This is a genomic window from Janthinobacterium sp. Bl 1 (genome assembly GCF_058215535.1).
The window spans coordinates 3,895,091-3,912,621 of the sequence record NZ_CM177086.1 but is presented as its reverse complement, the minus strand read 5'-3'; the positions used below and the strand labels follow the sequence as shown (position 1 = coordinate 3,912,621).

The 17,531-nt window shown below is 61.1% G+C and carries 16 protein-coding genes; all 16 read left to right on the top strand.

All coding sequences use genetic code 11. The features are described from left to right. The first annotated feature begins 124 nt into the window (after positions 1-124). The gene (locus AC4BCN_RS17500) at positions 125-1,489 is read left to right on the top strand and encodes a major capsid protein (protein WP_338678922.1); all 1,365 of its coding nucleotides are present in this window, start codon (positions 125-127) and stop codon (positions 1,487-1,489) included. Positions 1,490-1,546: 57 nt separating this feature from the next. Then, a complete protein-coding gene (locus AC4BCN_RS17495) occupies positions 1,547-1,924 on the top strand; it encodes a hypothetical protein (RefSeq protein ID WP_338678921.1) in 378 nt (125 codons plus the stop codon). Positions 1,925-1,986: 62 nt separating this feature from the next. Next, complete coding sequence (locus AC4BCN_RS17490) at positions 1,987-3,435, top strand: SGNH/GDSL hydrolase family protein (RefSeq protein WP_338678920.1); 1,449 nt, start codon at positions 1,987-1,989, stop codon at positions 3,433-3,435. A 60-nt stretch (positions 3,436-3,495) separates the two neighbouring features. Continuing rightward, positions 3,496-4,008, top strand: a complete 513-nt coding sequence (locus AC4BCN_RS17485) for a DnaT-like ssDNA-binding protein (RefSeq protein ID WP_338678919.1) — start codon at positions 3,496-3,498, stop codon at positions 4,006-4,008. Beyond that, complete coding sequence (locus AC4BCN_RS17480) at positions 4,005-4,445, top strand: hypothetical protein (protein WP_338678918.1); 441 nt, start codon at positions 4,005-4,007, stop codon at positions 4,443-4,445. The genes AC4BCN_RS17485 and AC4BCN_RS17480 overlap by 4 nt, the downstream gene beginning before the upstream one ends. Next, a complete protein-coding gene (locus tag AC4BCN_RS17475; protein ID WP_490491378.1) occupies positions 4,442-4,816 on the top strand; it encodes a hypothetical protein in 375 nt (124 codons plus the stop codon). Before AC4BCN_RS17480 ends, AC4BCN_RS17475 begins: the two co-directional genes overlap by 4 nt. 20 nt (positions 4,817-4,836) lie before the next feature. Further along, positions 4,837-5,313 carry an HK97 gp10 family phage protein gene (locus AC4BCN_RS17470; RefSeq protein WP_139089429.1) on the top strand — a complete coding sequence of 159 codons (477 nt, stop codon included), beginning with the start codon at positions 4,837-4,839 and terminating at the stop codon, positions 5,311-5,313. Beyond that, positions 5,310-5,711, top strand: coding sequence for a DUF4128 domain-containing protein (locus AC4BCN_RS17465; protein WP_139089428.1), 402 nt, complete (start codon positions 5,310-5,312; stop codon positions 5,709-5,711). The genes AC4BCN_RS17470 and AC4BCN_RS17465 overlap by 4 nt, the downstream gene beginning before the upstream one ends. Before the next feature lie 66 nt (positions 5,712-5,777). After that, entirely contained in the window at positions 5,778-6,980 is a 1,203-nt protein-coding gene (locus AC4BCN_RS17460) for a phage tail tube protein (protein ID WP_139089427.1), read from the top strand. Positions 6,981-7,111: 131 nt separating this feature from the next. After that, the gene (locus AC4BCN_RS17455) at positions 7,112-7,579 is read left to right on the top strand and encodes a hypothetical protein (RefSeq protein ID WP_490491377.1); all 468 of its coding nucleotides are present in this window, start codon (positions 7,112-7,114) and stop codon (positions 7,577-7,579) included. Then, positions 7,522-8,013, top strand: a complete 492-nt coding sequence (locus AC4BCN_RS17450; protein WP_490493612.1) for a phage tail assembly chaperone — start codon at positions 7,522-7,524, stop codon at positions 8,011-8,013. The genes AC4BCN_RS17455 and AC4BCN_RS17450 overlap by 58 nt, the downstream gene beginning before the upstream one ends. Next, positions 7,929-13,523: a phage tail length tape measure family protein gene (locus AC4BCN_RS17445; RefSeq protein ID WP_490491376.1), complete on the top strand. Its 5,595-nt coding sequence runs from the start codon at positions 7,929-7,931 to the stop codon at positions 13,521-13,523. The genes AC4BCN_RS17450 and AC4BCN_RS17445 overlap by 85 nt, the downstream gene beginning before the upstream one ends. After that, complete coding sequence (locus tag AC4BCN_RS17440; RefSeq protein ID WP_338678910.1) at positions 13,520-14,989, top strand: hypothetical protein; 1,470 nt, start codon at positions 13,520-13,522, stop codon at positions 14,987-14,989. The genes AC4BCN_RS17445 and AC4BCN_RS17440 overlap by 4 nt, the downstream gene beginning before the upstream one ends. Next, on the top strand, positions 14,986-16,545 hold the full coding sequence (locus tag AC4BCN_RS17435) for a hypothetical protein (RefSeq protein ID WP_338678909.1): 1,560 nt from the start codon (positions 14,986-14,988) through the stop codon (positions 16,543-16,545). Before AC4BCN_RS17440 ends, AC4BCN_RS17435 begins: the two co-directional genes overlap by 4 nt. Further along, entirely contained in the window at positions 16,542-16,823 is a 282-nt protein-coding gene (locus AC4BCN_RS17430; protein ID WP_338678908.1) for a hypothetical protein, read from the top strand. The genes AC4BCN_RS17435 and AC4BCN_RS17430 overlap by 4 nt, the downstream gene beginning before the upstream one ends. Further along, positions 16,823-17,527, top strand: coding sequence for a hypothetical protein (locus tag AC4BCN_RS17425; protein ID WP_338678907.1), 705 nt, complete (start codon positions 16,823-16,825; stop codon positions 17,525-17,527). The genes AC4BCN_RS17430 and AC4BCN_RS17425 overlap by 1 nt, the downstream gene beginning before the upstream one ends. Positions 17,528-17,531: the final 4 nt, after the last annotated feature.

The window sequence follows — 17,531 nt, the reverse complement described above, 5'->3', positions numbered from 1 at the left end:
AAACCTTTTCTATTTCCGCAGTATTGCAACGCATAGCCAACGCCTGGATGGGGGTTGGTGCTTTGGGCTGGATGGCCTGTCTGTTTTAAAAAATTCCAAATCACCAACTTTTAAAGGCTTTACCATGAAGAAAACCCTGCTGTCGGTCATGGCCCTGTGCGCTATGACTATGTCTCTGACCGCGTCGGCGGCCACAGCGATTGCCCATAAGGCCGTCGAGATGCTGGTGGCCGTGCTGGCAAAAGCTGATTTCACCGGTCGCCTGCTGGTCGAACTGGCATATCGCTATATCTCCAACTATGCTGCGCGCACCGGCCTGATCCTCGGCGCCAACTCGCTGAACGGCCTGGTCACCACCATCTACAGTGCTTCGGACCAGGTTGCACGCGAGCTGGTCGGCTTCATCCCGGCAGTTTCCGCAGATATGAACTTTACCCGGGCGGCGGTCGGCCAAGAGGTTACGTCGCCAGTCGCGCCTGCCGCGACTGCTACCGATATCGCCCCAGCCGTGACTCCGCCGAATGACGGCGACCAGAACATGGGAAAAAAAGGCGTGGTAATCACCAAGGCGCGCCGCGTGCCGATCCGCTGGAATGGCGAAGAGCAACTTGCCCTGGATAACAACGGCGCTAGCTATAACGTGATCCTGCGTGATCAGATTTCTCAGGCCATGCGTACCTTGGTGAACGAAGTCGAGAGCGATCTGGCAGCGCTGTATGTCAAAGCGTCCCGCGCGTGCGGCACTGCCAACGTCGCACCGTTCGCCACTGCTGGCGACCTGACCGACACCGCTGGCGCGCTGCGCATCCTGGAAGAGAACGGTGCCCAAGGCCTGGACTTCCAGCTGGTGCTGGGCTCGGCCGCGATGGTCAACCTGCGCGGCAAACAATCTGGCCTGTTCAAGGTGAACGAGGCCGGCCGAGAAGATATGTTGCGTAACGGCATGACTGACCGCCTGCAGGGCTTTGCACTGCGCAACAGCTCGGGCATCAAACTGCATTCCAAAGGCACCGCCGCTGCCGCAACTACCAATGCCACTGGCTATGCTGTTGGCGCCACTGTCATCACCCTGGCAGCAGCTGGTACTGGCACTTCACTGGCTGGCGATACCATCATCTTCGCTGGCGATACCAACCAGTACGTCGTGTCGAGCGGCGATGGCGATGTCTCGAACGGCGGCACGATCACCCTCGCAGCGCCAGGTCTGCTGAAGGCCATTCCGGCTGCGGCCACCGCTATCACCGTAGCCGCTTCCGGCTTCCGCAACATGTTCTTCGCCCGTTCGGCCATCCAACTGGCTACGCGCGCACCGGCGCTGCCGAAGCAGGGTGACTCGGCCGTTGATCGCATGCTGGTCACCGACCCGCTGACCAATCTCACCTTCGAGATCAGCATGTACGCCCAGTACCGCCAGATGCAGTACGAAGTGGCGCTGGCATGGGGCTGCGGCTCGGTCAAGGATGAATTCATCGGCATCCTGCACGGCTAACCATCAACCCGGCCCGGCTAGCACTGCTGTGCTGCCGGGCCTCACCTGGAATACATCATGGACACCATCAAAATCGTATCGACGGACCCGCGCACGCAGGGCCCGTTCGTCGTGATCAACAAATCCGACTTCAACCCAGACGTGCACGAGCTGTACGGCGACGACAACGACCTGGGCGCGCCAACCGAGCGTACGCCAACCATCGCCGAACTGCTGGCGGCGCGCGATCAGCTGCTGGAACGCGAGCGCGAACTGGCCACCGAGAAGGACCGCGTGGCCGAGCAGGCCCGGGCCAACGAGCTCGAAGCGCATCGCTTGCGCGACGAAGCGGTAAGCCTCCAGCTCGCCAAGGATGCCGCCGTTGCACAGTCGCAAGTTGCATCGGCCACGGCCACCGCCACGGCCGAAAAGCCAGCCAAAGCCGCCAAGGCGTAATCCCTGGCCATCACCGCCCCGCACGCCGGGGCGCCACATAAACCGCACTCCCGAAAGCCAATATGCCAACCATCACCGCCGGCGGCACGCCGCAAACCATCATCTTGCCCGTGGGCCAAGTCTTGAACGTCGTCGGCGGCGCCGGAACGGCTGGCGTGGCGTATCTCCTTGATCCAGTGCTGGGTGGCACGAATTCGCTGCAATCGTGGACGATTGGCGTTGGCGCGCTTGCGCCCATCGGGCCGTACGCGGACCAGCAGCGCTTCCTGGTGACTTGTTCCTCAGGGAGTGTTGATGTGAGCTTAGGTAACGCCGTGCTGGGCGCGCCGCGCGTTGTAAAAAATGTGGCTGGACTTGCTGACAGTGCTGGCACGCTGCTGCCAGCAACGGGCCCGGCCGGAGTATTGAATTTCAATCCCGCTCGAATGCGAAAATGGTGCGCCGCTAAAGCGCGCGTGCTGTCAAAGGCCGGCCGTGGCGTCGTCGCCCTGATGGGCGATTCTCGTACTACTGGATTCGGCGCGGCAGGTACCGCCAATTTTGTCGGGGCCCGGGCAAAGAATAGGGCTGCGCAGCTTGCCGCATTTTTGAATGCGCAAGGCCTGCCAGCTCATACAGACAGTTTCTTCTGCGATGGCAATATCAATTCGGTGGGCGCGACTGCGCCCCAATACGATCCACGCATCACCATGGGGGCGGGCTGGACCAACAGTGGCGCTTTCAACGTCGTGCAGTGGACGGGTTTTGGCATCGCGTTCTCGAACCTGACAACGTTGAATGCAATGACGTTTACTCCTGACAACCCAACTGACACGGCGGATGTCTATTACTTGACGCGCCCTGGCTTCGGCTCATTCACGATCAGCGTGGGCGGCAATGTTATTAAGACCATAGATGCCAACGTGGCGCAGAGCATCAAGAAGGAGACCGTGACGTTTCCGCGCGGTGCGAATACCATCACGTTCACGCCCGTGGCGCTGGGCTCTGGCGTGTTCGTTTATGGCTGCGATTGCTATGACTCGACGATGCCAAAGATTTCGGTTTGGACTCTCGGAAACTCGGGTGGCGGAGTGGCCAACCTGATCTACAACACCTATCCATGGGAGGGCACCCAGCCATTCAAGCTTGGCGTGATGACACCCGACGTCGTCATTCTCGATATCGGCGTCAACGATGCGAACAGTGCGATGGTCCTGGCCACGTACTCGCAGCGCCTTACCACCATTGTGGATAACGTGCAGACAGGCGGGAGCAATTGCATTCTCAGCACATTCCTACCAGCGAGCCTGGCTTCCTGGCCAAGAGCGGCGCCGCCTCTGGTCCAGCCGTACTGGGATGCAATCACTAGCGTTGCGCTGGCAAAGGGCCTGCCGCTTATTGATCATGCATCACGTTTCGGCTCGTATGAGCTTGCAAACCCGCTTGGCTTGTATGCAGACACCTTGCATCAGAATGGTGTGGCGATGGCAGATCAAGCCCAGATTGATGGCGCAGTGTTGCTGGCGGCATAAGAAAAAGCCTGCTTCTGAAGACCTCTGTGCAGCAAGTGGCTGTTATTAATAAGGGTATCCATGCTCATCACTGAAACCGGCGCCGGCCTGCCTGATGCCGAATCCTACGCCAGCATCGCCGCGGCAGACGCGCGTTGCGCCAGCTTGGGCAGGACCGCCTGGGCGGCGCTGGCCGAGGCTGATAAAGAGATCGCCTTGCGCAAGTCGACTCTGTTCATGGCCACTTACCGCACGCGCTGGGCCGGCCGCCGCGTCTATCAGAAACAGGCGCTGGACTGGCCGCGCTACAACGTGGTAGTCGACGGCTTCACCGTGCCGAGCACCGGCGTGCCGGCGGACGTGGTCAATGCCTGCATCGACCTAGCCGTGCGCGCTGGCAGCGGCGAGGATCTTCTGCCGGACCTCGACACCGGTTCGAACGCGATCAAGAAAGACAAGACCGGGCCGCTGGAAACGGAGTACTTCCAGAACACCACGGATGCGCGCGAGCGCTTCGTGGCGGTGGACGCGCTCCTGGCGCCTTACTTCGGCTCGGCCGGCGGTGGCAATTCGATTAAGGTGGTGCGAGCATGATGGATGCAGACGACACAAACGATCTGATCAACCTGATTTGCGGCCGCAAGCTGGGCGAGGGCACTTTCCGCACCGTGTTTGAATGCGCCCTGGACAAGACCCGCGTCGTGAAGCATGACAGCGGTAGCAATTTCAGCAACATCAATGAATGGCAGCTGTCGAATGAGCTGGCCGCTACGTCGCTGGCCAGCTGGATAGCGCCGGTGTACTGGCTCAGCCCACGCGGGCTTTGGCTGATACAGGCAAAGACGACGCCTATCACACTTGATCAGCTGCCGGAAAAAATTCCGGCCATCTTCGCCGATACCAAGGTCGAAAACTGGGGGCTGTTTGAAGGTCGCCCGGTCTGTCACGATTACGGTAATCACCGTGCATTCGTCCTGGCCGGCAAGGCAGGCATGCGAATGAGAGCCGCGAACTGGATTGGAACGACATGACCGAGTACACCAAGACGGCCGCGCGCGCCGACCAGTCCCTGCGCCGCAAGGGCGGCATCGTGGTGCTGCGCCAGGTAGTGACCGGCGAATATGACCCGGACCTGGGTACGGCGCCGATCATCACCACGGACTACGAAGGCACGGGCGTTAAAATCAACTACGAAGGCGAGAACATCGACGGCACGCTGATCCAAGCGGGTGACCAGCAACTGCTGCTGTCGCCGCTGCAGCGCAACGGTGCGCCGATGCCGAGGCCTACCGCCGCCGACCTAGTGCTGTTTGGCGGCGCCAGCTACACGGTGAAGGCCGTCGAAACCACAGCTCCGGTCGACGTGGCCGTGCTGCACACGCTGCAACTCAGGGGGCTTTGATGACAGGTATGTCCTTTTCCATGCAGATCGCCGAATTCATCGCCAAGACAAAAGGCAATGTGGACCTGGTCACACGCGCCATCACCATGAAGGTCGACAACAAGGTGATGCATCGCTCGCCGGTCGGTGACGCCAAGTTCTGGAAGCACAAGCCGCCGCCTGGTTATTCCGGTGGCCGCTTCCGCGCCAATTGGCAGCTTTCCATCGGCTCGCCGGCCGCCGGCGTGCGCGACCTGATCGACAAAGATGGCAGCGCCACAATAGCCGCGCACGGTAGCACGATCAGCGCGGCAAAGGCGGGCGACGTGATCTACATAGTTAACAATCTTCCATACGCGAAGCGTATCGAGGAGGGATGGTCGCGCCAGGCGCCCGTCGGCGTCGTGATGCTGACTGTCGTGGAATTCCGCACCATTGTGGACAACGCGGTGAACGGAGTGCGCGACGGCACCACTGCAAGCGAGTTCGCGCAAGGCTATTCGAGCTATAAATTATGAGCCAACCAACAATACGCTCGGCGCTGGAGGTGGCCTTGGTCAGCCTCGCGCCAGAAATCGACACAGCATGGCAAAACGTGCCTTACACGCCAGTTACTGGCCGCCCGTATCAAGCGGCCTATTTGCTGCCGGCGGAACCGGACAATCATTCCTTGGGCGACGGCTCGCGCCAAGAGCGCGGCATCTTTCAGGTCAGCCTGATGTATCCGCCAGGGCAGGGGACTGCTGCCGCCGGCGCGCGCGCTGAAATGATCAGGGAGCTGTTCCGCCGCGGCGCGGGCTTCACGAAAGGCGATGTGACCGTGCAGATCGAGCGCACGCCTGAAATCGCAGACGGCCGAGAGGACGGCGACCGCTGGATGGTCCCGGTCAAGATCCGCTGGTTCTGCAACCTGTAACCCGCATCACCCACAAAGATCGCCTCGGCGGTCTTTTTTTTCGACCAAAGAAAGGCAATCCACACCATGACCACTGCAAACGGCATCGACAGCCTGCTCGTTATTGGCAAGCAAACAGCGGAAGGCACGAAGGCGCTGGCGGCCGCCGGCCGCCTCTACCCGCGCGTGACCGCGACGTTCGACACGGACGCCGACAAGTACTCGAGCAACGAGATTGACCCGAGTCAGCAGCAAAGCGACACGCGCCTGGGCAATTTCCGGACCTCGGGGGCCATCAAGGGCGAAGCGAGCTGCGGCACCTACGCGGTGTTGCTGGCCGCGCTGCTGCGCCGCGACTTCACCGCTGGCGGCGTCACCACGGCACAAAACACGGTTGCATCGGGTGCAACGGGCCTGACTCGCACCGCTGGCTCCTGGTTGGCCGACGGCCACCGTGCCGGTACCGTGGTGCGCATCAGCGGCCTGCTGACGACCGGCACCGCCAACAACGGCAAGAATTTCTTCGTTACCTCGGTGACCGCCCTGGTACTGGCAGGCCAGTTCATGGACGGCTCTGCGATGACGGTCAAAGCCGCCGGCGATCCTGTGACCGTGACCGCGACCGGCAAGCGCAGCTTCACTCCGCTGACCGGGCATACCACGGACTGGTTCACTGCGGAAGTACAGGATCCGGGCATCGCGGTGAATCGCTGCTTCATCGACCAGTTGGTCAGCAAGGTCGATATCGCCGTGCAGCCGAACGGCATCACGAGCATGGACTTCACGCTGATGGGCAAGCTCGAAGGCCCGACCACGCCAGCGGCGTACTTCGCGGCACCGGCTGCCACGCCCGGTACCGGCAAGTTCTCCGGTGCCACTGCGATGCTGTCGGTCGCAGGCATCCCGTCGCAAATTTGCACGGGCATGTCGCTGGCGCTGGACGGACAGGTAAAGATCGATCCGGTGATCGGTTCGAAGTTCGCCACGGCCGCCTCGCGCGGCAAGGTGCTGGGCAGCGGTCAGTTCACCGTGCTGATGCAGGATTCGGCATACATCGATTACTTCAAAGAAGAAATCGAACTGCCGCTGGCATACGCCATGGCGGCCAGCACGGCGCCGCTGGCCGACGTCATGGCGATCGCCATGGGCCGCATCAAGATCACCTCGGCTAAGGTCGATGATGGCGAGAAAAACAAGATTATCACCTGCGCCTTCGACATCCTGCGCTACCAGGGCGCCGACACCCAGCACGAAGCGACCACCGTAGCCTTCCAGGACACGAGCCTGTAACCCATCCGCCCGGCCCCGCGCCGGGTTTTCTTTTTGGCGCAAGCCAACCGCAGCACCGCCCGCCCGCCGTCTCCTTCGCGGGAGCGGTGGGCGGCACGGGCACTTGTTATGACCCGCGAAAGGCATTACCCATGAATACCACTCAAGCAATCCTGAACACCGCTCAAGCCATCGCCGTTGCCGGCTTCGACATTGCCAACCTGTCCGCGCCTGCCGCGCGTGTGATCTTTGACGTGCCCGTGATCTTCGACGCCGACGGCGAGCCCGTAGCCGGCCTCAAGATCGTCGGCAAGAATTCCGACGAGTATCGCAAGGAAAGCCACGCCGTGCGTGCCGAAGGCTACCGCAAGTCCGCAAAGCGTAAGACGGCCATCGACGCCTCGACCGATGAAGGCTCCAACCAGCTGGTGCACGTCATCGATGACAATCAGAAGCGCCTGGCGCTGGCTGTGGTCGTCGACTGGTACGGCTTCACCAGCAACGGCGCGCCGGCCGCGTTCGACAAGGACATGATCGCCGCGGCCTACGATAAGTACCCGACCTGGCAGGACCGCGTTACGACCGCCCTGGAAAACGACGCCAATTTTTTGAAGGTCTGACCCAGGATCTGCTGCTGTATGCCGATCATCTGTTTGATCGAGCGGCAGCGGCAGGCGATGGCAACGCCAAAGGCGATCACCTGGACACCGCCCGGCAAAACCCTCTCTACCGAGCGCCCGAGGCGCCGGCGGTACCGCAGCTGCCGCCCGAGCTGGCCTATATCTGGACCTGGTTCAGCCAGCTGAATCAGAAGCGTCAATGCGGCATGGCCGTGAATTCGCTGACCAGTGCCGAGATATTGGGCTGGCAGGCGCGCCACGGTGTCCGTTTCGATCCGTTCGAAGAAAGCCTGATCGATCGCCTTGACGTGCTCTTCATGCACCATCAAAACAAGAAGGACAAATATAAATGCCTGATATTGCCCAACTTGGACTTTCCATTGATACGCGCCAAGTGGTCGAGGGCGCAAAGGCAATGGATTCCCTTGGTGTAGGCAGAGTGCGCGTCGAGCAAAAGACCGTTGGCGCCACGGCAGCCGTCGACAAGCTTGGGGAGGCCAGCGCTTTGGCCAAGACCAAGGCCGCCGAAGGTGCGACGGCTGTCGATGCGTTGGGCGATGCTGGTGCACGGGTGGGCCAAAAGGTTGATGCAGCGACGGCTTCTATTGACGCAATGGGCGTCACCACCACCCGTATTCGCACTGTCTTCCTTGGTGGCAGCAACACGCTTAATGGGTTCATGGGCGCATCGATGGGTGTCTGGCGTAGCAGCGAAGCCGCCGCCAATGGAATTGATAGTCTCGGCAACTCCGCCGAACGCACCTGGAAGAAGCAGGCTGATTACAACGGTGCCATGAACGATACTGCTCGTATCATGCGGCAGGCCGCCGATGCTGCGCGCACCCTGGAAGAGTCCAACCATTCCCTGCTTGTATCCCTGCAGCGCGAGATTGATACCTTTGGAATGGCGCGCGGCGAGCTGGAGCGCTATCGCGCGGCCGAGTTGGGCTTGGGCAGCGCGGCTCAAATCAAGGCTGCGGCATTGGGCAATAGCATTGATGCCATGCACCGCGAGGAGCGGGCTGCTCGCGATGCCGCCGGAGCCCAGGATCGGGCCGCCCAGGCTGGCGACCGCTTTATTAAAAACCTCCACGACCAGGTAGCCACGCTGGGCATGACGACCCAGCAGCTGCAAGCATACCGCGCCGCTCAGCTGGGCGTTTCCGATGCGGCGGCGCCACTGATCAACAAGTTGGCCGAAACTGGCGAGGGCGCCAAGAAAGCCGGCGGGCACATGGAGGGCTTTAGCTTCCAGTCCGCCAGCGCAAAACGTGAGTTGCTCGTGCTCGCCCACGAATTGAGTCAAGGGCAATTCAGCCGTTTCGGCGGTTCGATGATGGTATTGGGCGAGCAAACTGGCGCCGCAGGCTTGCTGTTCAGTAGTACTGGCCTGGCCGTGCTGGGCTTTGCAGCCGCGCTGGGCACGGTGGCGTACGCAATGATCAAAGGCGCCAGCACGCAGCGAGAAATGAACAATGCCCTGATCTCGACCAACAACTACGCAGGAGTTACCAGCGACAAGCTGAATGAACTGGCGCATGCCGCGACTGCGGTGCACGGGAGTATTGGCGAGGCGAAGAAGGTTGTAACGGAATTGGCCGGCACTGGCAAGTTCACGGGCGACCAGATCGCATACATCACCGATGCTGTCATTGCGTTGGAGACTGCGACGGGCGAATCCGTCAAAAAGACCATTAAGGAGTTCGAGTCCCTGGCGGTTCAGTCGACAGGCAGCACCAATCGCGCCACCGAGGTGATTACCCGCGCAACCGTCAAACTGGATGATACCTATCACTTTTTGACGCTTTCCGTCTATGAGGCAATCCGCGCCTTGGAAAAAGACGGCGATGCAAAAGGTGCGTCTGCCGTCGCTACAGCGGCTTTCGCAAAGGCGACCAAGGATGGTGCAGACCAGATGATTGCCAACCTTGGTGGTGTGGCGCGCGCCTGGCATGGCGTAAAGGAAGCAATCGGCGGCGCTATGGATGCCATCGGAAGCTACGGCGCCAAGGCCACGCCAGCGGCCGATGTAAAAAAATACAGTTTTCGTCTGTCGGAATTTGATAAGGGGCTGGCCGATAGTAATCTGCGCTTGGGGCGGGCACCTGATGCAATTACGCCTGAACTTCAGGCCGCCCGCACGCAGATTGTTCTTGGTCTGACGGACGCGGTGGATAAATTGAACAAGGCCGACGCTGTCGCGCTTGCCCAGGGTGAAGTCGCGACCAAGAATTCGCGTGCTGTTCATGCTGCTGCGATGATCCATGCGGAAGATATCCGCCTGCAGAAGAAGGGGATGGGTGAGCTTGCGGTCGCCTTGGATGCATACCAGTCGAATATTGATGCCATTCGAGCTGCCGACCCAAATTCACCTCTTATTACCCCTGACGCGATTGCCGCTGGTATTGCTGCTCGGAAAAAAGCACATACCGATCAGGCCAAGCCGAAATCTGACCAGGTCGAAAACACCGAGCTTGCCGATCAAATCAAGCAGTACGCGAAAGAAGCTGCGACTGCAAAGGCGCACTACGACGCGCTCGGTCGGCTCGATGATATGTATCTGAAGGGTGGTGAATTGTCGGTCCAGCAGGCATATGAGAACAAGCGCAGCTACGCCCTTAAAACTTATGAGGCTGAAGTGGATGCATACGACCTCCAAATCAGCGCGCTGCAAGGCCACCATAATGCGACCAAGGTTGAGGCCGCCAAGCATCAGAAGGAGTTGAACGAGATCCTGGGCAAACGCGATGCTGCCGAAAAGGCCTTCTTCGACGCGAGTTTCAGTCGGGACGAAGAGGAGCGCCTGCGCCAGGCGGCGATCGCAACCGCCGCATCAGATGCAACAAACAAGGAAATCGCGGCTATTAATGCCCAGGTCGCGGCCGTTGAGGAGCAAATTCGGGCATACAACTTGTTGCCAGCGCAAAAGACCGCAATGGCTGTCGCAGACCTTCAAGAGCAAAAGGCTGCCCTTGCTAGTTTCGAGGGCAATGAGAAGGTCATTGAAGGTATCAATCGCAAGATTGACGCGTTGAACCGCCTTGGCATTGTGCAAGGGAAGGCTTCGACGCAAGAGCAGGGCGGCGACGTGGCCAAGGCCAAGGAGCTGCTGGACATCCTGACAGCTGTCGACACTGCAACTAAGTCGGCAGCGCAAGGCATGACGGCCTCGTTCGGCGCTGTCGGCACTGCCATCGGCGGACTGACGACGGCATTGTCTGGCTATGCCGTGCAGCAGCAGGCCATCACTGCACAATTGGCCGCCTCTACCAGGGACGCGCATGGTGATCCGACCAAGATCGCCAAGGCTCAAGCCACAGCAGCCCAGCAGGGCGCGCAAGCGCAGATCAAGTCTTATGGCGACATGGCCAGCGCCGCCAAGGGCTTCTTCAAGGAAAACAGCACCGGTTACAAGGTGATGGAAACTGCAGAAAGAGCATTTCGTGCTTACGAAATGGCGATGGCCATCGAAAGTAATCTGATGAAAAGCGGCTTACTTACAGCGTTTACAGGTTTGTTCATCGCGTCGAAAGCAACAGAAACGACCGTGGAGACAGGGTCGACGTTAAATTCAGTGGCCAATGCCGGTATGCAGGCCTCCGCTTGGGCTGTGACCGCAGTGGTCAAAGCCATCGCATCGTTACCGTTTCCTATGAACCTGGTTGCCGGCGCCGCTACGTTGGCTGCCGTGGTGGCCGTCGGGGCGAAAGTTGTTGGTGGCCTGGGTGGTGGCGGAAGCGCGAGCGCTTCCGAGCAACGCCAGGCCGCCAACGGCACCGGCACGGTGCTGGGCGATCCCACGGCGAAATCCGAATCGATTGCTAAATCACTATCGCTCATCGCTGATAACACCTTTCGTGATCTGGCGATCAGCAGTGGCATGCTCAGCGCGCTGCGCAACATCGAGTCTGGCATTGGCGGACTGGGCGGGCTGCTGGCGCAAACGCCGGGTGTGACGAACAAGCTCGACCCTGCAACGAATAGCGGCTTGGCAGATTTCAGCGCGAAAACACTTTCCACGTTCCCGTTGACTGCGATTGTCGACAAGCTGACCGGTGGCTTCCTGTCCAAGATCAGCAACAGCGTGGTCAATGGCATATTCGGTGGCAAGGTGACTGCGCTTGATACCGGCATCACGGCGGGCAAGGCAACCTTGGGCCAGGTTGAGAGAAGCGGTTTGTCAGTGGGTCAGTTCACCGATATCAAGAAAGATGGCGGCCTTTTCCGCAAGGATAAGTACAGCAGCCCTGTTACAGCACTGGGCGCGGAGGTGGACGATCAATTTACGAAAATTGTCCTTGGTATGCGCGACACGATCACGTCCGCTGCCGACGCTCTTGGAACAGGAGGCGATGCGTTCAAAATGCGGTTGAATGCATTTGTTGTCGATCTCGGCAAAATTAGTTTCAAAGACTTGAACGCGGAGCAGCAACAGAAGGCCCTGGAAACTGCGTTTTCGAAAATGGGTGACAAGATGGCGGAGGCCGGTGTCGCGGGGCTGCAATCCTTCCGGGCCGTCGGCGAGGGATACCTTGAAACCCTAGTTCGTGTCGCCAACGACTACGCCACCATCGACGCCGTGCTGGGGTCGTTTAACAAGACCTTCGGTGCGGTAGGGATTTCCTCGATCGCTGCCAGGGAGGAACTGCTCAAGATGTCGGGCGGGCTGGATAAATTCACGTCCCAAGGCGCTTTCTTCCTGGAGAATTTCTTCACGGACAAAGAAAAGGCCGACACCCTGCGCAAGAGCGTGAATACCGTGCTGACCCCATTGAACAAGGGCACGGAGATTACGACTGTAGAAGAGTTCAAAAAATTGGCCTTGGCGCAGGATCTGACTACGGAAGCTGGCCAGAAAACCTACACCTCGATGATGGCGGTTTCGCAGGCATTCATCGAGCTGACGCGCTACGGTGACGAATTCGGCGTGGTGGCGAAGACGGCGAGCGAGATCGACAGCGAACGCAAGGACTTGCAAAAGCAGCTGAACGAGCTGACGAAAAGCGAAACGGAACTGCTGGCTATCCAGCGCTCCAGCCTGGCTGCCGTCAATCGTGCGCTGTTCGACCAGATCCAGGCGGCCAAGGCAGTCATTACCGCCAAGGATGCGCTGGCCAAGGCCTACGACACCGAGGCGGCAGCGGCCAAGACGGCGCTGGACAAGTCGAAGTCGTGGGTGACCACGCTCAACGGCTTGAACGCCAGCATGGCCTTGGGCAACCAGTCCACCCTGACGCCGGAGCAGAAATACGCCGAGGCGCGCGCCCAGTTCGAGAAAACCCTAGCGGCGGCCAATGCCGGCGACGCGACGGCGCAGTCCGGCCTGTCGGCTGCCGAGCAGGCTTTCCTGACGGCCTCCCAGGTGGTCAACGCCTCGGATGCTCGCTACGCGGCAGATTACGCCCGCGTGGTGGCGGCCAACAACGAGGCGCTGAAATGGGCCTCGGCGCAGGTCGACGTGCAGCAGGCCAGCCTGGATGCCCTCAAGGCCCAGGTGTCGGGCCTGATCACCATCAACGACAGCGTGCTGACGGTGGCGCAAGCCATTGCCAACCTGCATGCGGCGATGGGCACGGCGAACGGCCTGGGTGTGCAGTTCGACGGCTCCCATGCCGGCGGGCTGGCCAATGTGCCGTTTGACGGCTACGCGGCCGAGCTGCACCGCGGTGAAGTGGTGGTCGACGCACCAGCGGCAGCGGCCATGCGCCGTTACTTCGGTGGCGCGCCGAGCCAGGGCGGTGGCAACACCGATGCCCTGGTAGCCGAGATCAAGGGCCTGCGGGAAGAGGTCAAAGGGTTGCGCGCCGATCAGGCCAAGCAAACCGGCGCCGTCATGCAGGCTACCGTCGAATCGAACGACCATGCGGCCAAAACGGTCGTCGCCGGCATCGACAAATCCGCCAAGGCATCCGCCTGGGCGAAACAAGTGGAGTATTCCGAATGACCGATGCGCAATTTTTGGCGTGGCTGAGAAGTCCGCGAGCCATCCACATGGTACTGATCGAGGCGCAAGTGAATGTGGGTGGCAGCGAGGTCACACGTTATATTGCCTCGCGGCCGTATGTCACGGGCCCAACGGATGTGCCGGCCAACACCGTGTATCTTCCGCTGGCCACTGGCGGCTTGGCCTTCACCGAACAGGTCAGCCTGACCGGTGAGGCCGGACTGTCTGGCGGCGATATCGAGCTGGCCAACGCTGACGGCAAGCTCGACAGCTGGCTCGGCGACGTGTGGCGCAATCGTCCGGTCAAGGCTTTGGCCGGCGATCCGCGCTGGCCGCGCAGCGACTTTCGCCTGGTGTTTGACGGCATCATTGCTGACATCGGCAGCTCGCGCCGGGAAACGCTCAACCTGTCCCTGCGCGACAAGCTGCAGCGCCTGGATACGCCGATTGCCGAGGCCAAGCTGGGCGGCACCTCGCCAAACAAGGACGCGACCCTGCCGATCCCGTTCGGTGAATGCCACAACGTCACGCCGCTGCTGACCGATCCGGTCACCATGGAATATGGCTTCCTGGGCGCCGTCGAGTCGAGCTTCGAGGTGCGCACCAACGGCAAGCCGATTGCCGTCGCGCTCAACGACCAGGCCGGGCGCTTCAACCTGACCACTCCGCCGTATTCGGCGGCGATCACTGTCAGCGTGCAGGGCGACAAGGGCGGCGGCTACGCGCCGCGCATCGCGCCGCTGGTGCAGCGCATTGCCACCGCGTATGGCAAGGCAGCGGATCGCTTCACCTTGGCGGACCTCGACCTGGCCAACCTGGCCGCCTTCGATGCCGCACACCCGCAGTTGGTGGGCCTGTACGTTGCGGACCGGACGAACCAGGCGCAGGCCATCCAGCAGCTGGCGGCCAGCGTGGGCGCCCAGGCGCTCATGTCGCGCACCGGCCAACTGCGCCTCGTGCAGATCGCGCTGCCGGCCGCCGGCGTGCCGGTACCAATCGGCCCCGAGAAAATGCGGGTGGGCTCGTTGCACGTCGTGCAGCGCCTGCCGGTCGTGGCGGCCGTCAAAATCGCATTCGACCGCAACTACACGGTGCAGGCCAGTCTGACCACCAGCATCCCGGCCGCGCACGCCGAGCTGTACGCGACGGAGTGGCTGACGGAAACGGCTGTCGATGCTGCGGTAAAAGCGCGGTACCGGCTGACGGACGACCCGCCGCAGATTGAAACCTGCCTCAAAACGAACGCGGACGCGCAAGCGGAAGCGGCACGGCGCTTGGCCCTGAACAAGGTGCAGCGCACGATTTACGAATTTGATGGGGAGCCTGAGATGATGATGTTGGAACTGGGGCAGCCCGTGGTGCTGCGCGATGATCGTTTCGGCCTGCGGGACGGCGTGCCTGGTGTGGTGGTGCTGCTGTCACACCAATGGCTGGCCGGGCGCGTGACGGTGGGGGTGCTGGTATGACGGCCATCGGTGGTGCGCGCGATACGCTGCTGCAGGCCTCGGGGGAGCGCTTCAGCACGACGGCCGACGGCAAGGCGATCCTGCTGGCTGGCAGCACGCCGGTATTTCGCGTGAACAGTGCCGGCGCCGGTGCGCCAGGCTCGATTGCCATTACCGCCAAGCCAGTGAACGTGGTGGGCGATATCGTGTTTTCGGTATCCGCCGGCACGCAGATCACCGTCAACGGGAATGTTGCCACGGTCAATTTTGCCAGCATGACCACGGATACAGCCCTGGTGCAAGCCACCATCCGTGAATTCGGCGTCGATTACGTCGCCAACTACATGATCAGCAAGGTCTTCGACGGCGTCGCCGGTGAGACGGGCCTGTCCGGGCTGAATACGGGCCAGGCCTTCGCCTACAAGCGCGCTGATGCCGCGCCAGGTGATTCGCCGGGTGACGTGATCTTCACCTTTGCCACGGCCAGTATCACGACGCCGGCCGGCAATGACCTGGCCAATGGCTGGTCGAAGAATATCCCGGCCGGCACGGCGCCGCTGTACGTGCGCGTGGCCGCCGCCAGTTCGCGCAATGCCACGGACAGCATCGCCGCCAATGAGTGGGCGGGGGCGGTGCAGTTGGCCAAGGACGGTGCCGACGGATTGAACGTGGCGCCCGTGCGCATCTACCAGCGCGGTGCCACCAACATCGCGCCGGCGCTGCCGAGCGCGGCATGCACGTTCACCTTTGCCACGGGCGCGCTCACGGGCCTGAACAATGGCTGGTCGACGCAGGTGCCAACAGCCGGCGGCGCTTATCTGTTCACCTCCGGCGCCACGGCCGCTTCGCGCACCGCGACCGACGACATCGCGCCCGGCGAATGGGCCGCCGCTGCACGCCTGGCTGCCGACGGCGCGGCTGGCCAGCGTGGCACAGTCACCGTGACGGCGCCGGGCTATTCCACCTGGTCGGATGCCTCGGCCGTCTATGAGCTGGGCCACGCCGGCTACGGCGCGCCGATCAACCGCGACGTGGTCACGCTGTACGACGCGACGCATGCGGTGACGAAGTATTTTGATAATGGGGCTTGGCTGGCCCTGGGTACGGTACTGAACGGCAATCTGCTGGTGGATGGATCTGTGGCGGCCAAAGCGTTGTCAGTGGATAACCTGGCGGCAATAAACGCGAACCTGGGCAATGTGACAGCAGGCGATTTGTACGGTACGACGCTGCACGGAGGCGCCGGCTATCCCACAAAAGCACCTGGCTGGCCGGCCACCGGCAACTTTGGCGTTGGATATCACCTCAGCGCTGACGGACTGTTTATAGGGAACCCGCAGAACGGCCAATATTTTAGTGTTGGGTCTAACGGCGATGTTTATGCTCCCGGATTCAACGTGGTAGCAGGTCTGGCGACTTTTAATGGCACGCTGGCTGCAGCAACAGGCACTTTTAGCCTGATCCGCAGTCCAGCGCGCGCTGCCACTGGCACCGGCGCCGGGTATGACATTACTAGTTCAGGTTTCTCATTTTTCAATTCCGCCAATACATTGAAGCTGAAAATGGGTGACGCATGATGGCGGCGCTGCAGCTTTTCAACGATAACGGCACCAAGAACTGGGATTCCCGGACCGTTGCCGGCGGCATCATTGCCGACGTCCGCCAATATGCCAGCACCGAAACTGCAGTGTTGACCTATCCCATTTTTGCCGGCCGCTCGGTCGAAATCGTGCCTTTATTGCTGTGGGTTGAAGCGGGCACGATGGGCGTCGTGGCCGATACGGCACTGGGCTATCCACGCGTCACCGTATCCGTTGCCAGCACGACCAGGCGGTTTGCCGTGGAGGTGTATTAATGTCCTTTGTTCAAATCGTCAATGACACCGATGAGCTGGTGATCTCCGATCGCGGCATCACCTACGGCTACATCGGGCGTGCGCAACTGTTTGGGGTGGCGCAGGCCGGGGGCGGCACCATCACGAAAACCCCAGGGCAGAGCGTCTATACCATCGATTGGGCCGGCGATATTATCGTCGCCCTGCCGGTTAAGGCGAACGGCACCACGGCGCTGCGCAATATCAGCAAATCCGGCAACACTTGGACCATCAACGTGCACAAGGGAAACGGCGCTTTCGATGCCAATGGCTTTGATATCCAGGAGGTGACCGAGGTGTATGTGTTCGGCGCCCCGGTGCTGGTGCCCGGTTTCACCGCAGCCTTGTATGGCGACGACACCAGTGTTTGCGCCGATCTCACACGGCAGCCGCTGACATACCGTGCGCGTCTCAATATCGCGGCGGGATCATTGTCCTGGGACATGCCTTCAGGCGTGGCGATACCTGCCATCGTGGGCACGCCGATGGATTACAACGTGACCTCTGTTCGGGACGGCGCCTTTTACATCATCAGGAACCAAGCGCGCGGCTGGCAGCTGGTGGCCGGCACTGTTCAACGCAATATTTTCCAGAACCGCTGGCGGCGTGAAGACGGCGGCGCTTCTGCGGTCGACACCATCCGACAAATCTCCGCCATTCTCATCGATGCAAGTGGCCTTGCCTGAAAGT

What these genes read in the sequence shown, in the direction of transcription:
- AC4BCN_RS17500 (WP_338678922.1), top strand. Translation starts at nt 125, where the DNA reads ATGAAGAAAACCCTGCTGTCGGTCATGGCCCTGTGCGCTATGACTATG.
- AC4BCN_RS17495 (WP_338678921.1), top strand. Translation starts at nt 1,547, where the DNA reads ATGGACACCATCAAAATCGTATCGACGGACCCGCGCACGCAGGGCCCG.
- AC4BCN_RS17490 (WP_338678920.1), top strand. Translation starts at nt 1,987, where the DNA reads ATGCCAACCATCACCGCCGGCGGCACGCCGCAAACCATCATCTTGCCC.
- AC4BCN_RS17485 (WP_338678919.1), top strand. Translation starts at nt 3,496, where the DNA reads ATGCTCATCACTGAAACCGGCGCCGGCCTGCCTGATGCCGAATCCTAC.
- AC4BCN_RS17480 (WP_338678918.1), top strand. Translation starts at nt 4,005, where the DNA reads ATGATGGATGCAGACGACACAAACGATCTGATCAACCTGATTTGCGGC.
- AC4BCN_RS17475 (WP_490491378.1), top strand. Translation starts at nt 4,442, where the DNA reads ATGACCGAGTACACCAAGACGGCCGCGCGCGCCGACCAGTCCCTGCGC.
- AC4BCN_RS17470 (WP_139089429.1), top strand. Translation starts at nt 4,837, where the DNA reads ATGCAGATCGCCGAATTCATCGCCAAGACAAAAGGCAATGTGGACCTG.
- AC4BCN_RS17465 (WP_139089428.1), top strand. Translation starts at nt 5,310, where the DNA reads ATGAGCCAACCAACAATACGCTCGGCGCTGGAGGTGGCCTTGGTCAGC.
- AC4BCN_RS17460 (WP_139089427.1), top strand. Translation starts at nt 5,778, where the DNA reads ATGACCACTGCAAACGGCATCGACAGCCTGCTCGTTATTGGCAAGCAA.
- AC4BCN_RS17455 (WP_490491377.1), top strand. Translation starts at nt 7,112, where the DNA reads ATGAATACCACTCAAGCAATCCTGAACACCGCTCAAGCCATCGCCGTT.
- AC4BCN_RS17445 (WP_490491376.1), top strand. Translation starts at nt 7,929, where the DNA reads ATGCCTGATATTGCCCAACTTGGACTTTCCATTGATACGCGCCAAGTG.
- AC4BCN_RS17440 (WP_338678910.1), top strand. Translation starts at nt 13,520, where the DNA reads ATGACCGATGCGCAATTTTTGGCGTGGCTGAGAAGTCCGCGAGCCATC.
- AC4BCN_RS17435 (WP_338678909.1), top strand. Translation starts at nt 14,986, where the DNA reads ATGACGGCCATCGGTGGTGCGCGCGATACGCTGCTGCAGGCCTCGGGG.
- AC4BCN_RS17430 (WP_338678908.1), top strand. Translation starts at nt 16,542, where the DNA reads ATGATGGCGGCGCTGCAGCTTTTCAACGATAACGGCACCAAGAACTGG.
- AC4BCN_RS17425 (WP_338678907.1), top strand. Translation starts at nt 16,823, where the DNA reads ATGTCCTTTGTTCAAATCGTCAATGACACCGATGAGCTGGTGATCTCC.